1 pseudogene and 1 other annotated feature are annotated in these 849 nt (G+C 57.4%); the pseudogene reads right to left on the reverse strand.

The features are described from left to right. Positions 1-797 (reverse strand): annotated as a pseudogene (locus C6W91_RS21195) (IS3 family transposase); the annotation flags it as partial. After that, positions 394-510 (reverse strand) — a sequence feature (AL1L pseudoknot). Its footprint overlaps the pseudogene before it by 117 nt. Positions 798-849 lie beyond the last annotated feature (52 nt).

Raw genomic sequence — 849 nt, forward strand, 5'->3', positions numbered from 1 at the left:
TGTGTCGATGACGAAGGCTACATAGACAAAGCCCTGCCATGTTGACACGTAGGTAAAATCACTGACCCAGAGCATGTTCGGCGCAGGCGCCCGGAACTGACGGTTCACCTTATCGCGCGGACAGGGTCCCGACGTGTCTGGAACCGTTGTTTTGACCACCTTGCCGCGCACAGCCCCACGGATGCCGATCTGTTTCATCAGGCGCTCCACAGTGCAGCGCGCCAGTTCGAAGCCCTCACGCTTGAGCTGATGCCACGCCTTGCGGACCCCGTAGACCTGATAGTTTTCATCCCAGACCCTTTTGATCTCTGGTCGCAATTCCGCATCCCGCTGCTGTCGGGCAGATGCCTTGGAAGGATCAGCCCGACATGCGAGGCGGTGGTAAAATGTTGACGGCGCGATCGGCAGAACTCTGCAGATCGACTCGACACCGTAAACAACGCGTTGATCTTCTATGAAGGCGATCATCGCTTCAGTGGGCGGTCGAGTTCCGCCTGCGCAAAATAAGCTGATGCCTTGCGCAGGATCTCGTTCGCCTGGCGCAGCTCGCGAACCTCACGTTCCAGGGCCTTGATCCGGTTCCGTTCCTCAGTAGTCACGCCATCGCGCATGCCGCTGTCTTTCTCAGCCTGCTTGACCCATTCGCGCAGGGTTTGAGGAATACAGCCAATCTTGGGTGCAATGGCCGCAATCGCGCCCGCCTGCGTTTCGTATGAGCCCTGATGCTCGAACACCATTCGGACCGCACGCGCGCGGACCTCAGGCGAGTAGCGATTTGACATCTTGCTTTTCGTCATAACCATCATCCTTACTTAAGTTGATGGTCTCCGACAAACTCGGAGCGATTCA

The organism is Phaeobacter sp. SYSU ZJ3003 (assembly GCF_041300735.1).
In the GTDB taxonomy this organism is placed as follows: domain Bacteria; phylum Pseudomonadota; class Alphaproteobacteria; order Rhodobacterales; family Rhodobacteraceae; genus Phycobacter; species Phycobacter gallaeciensis_A.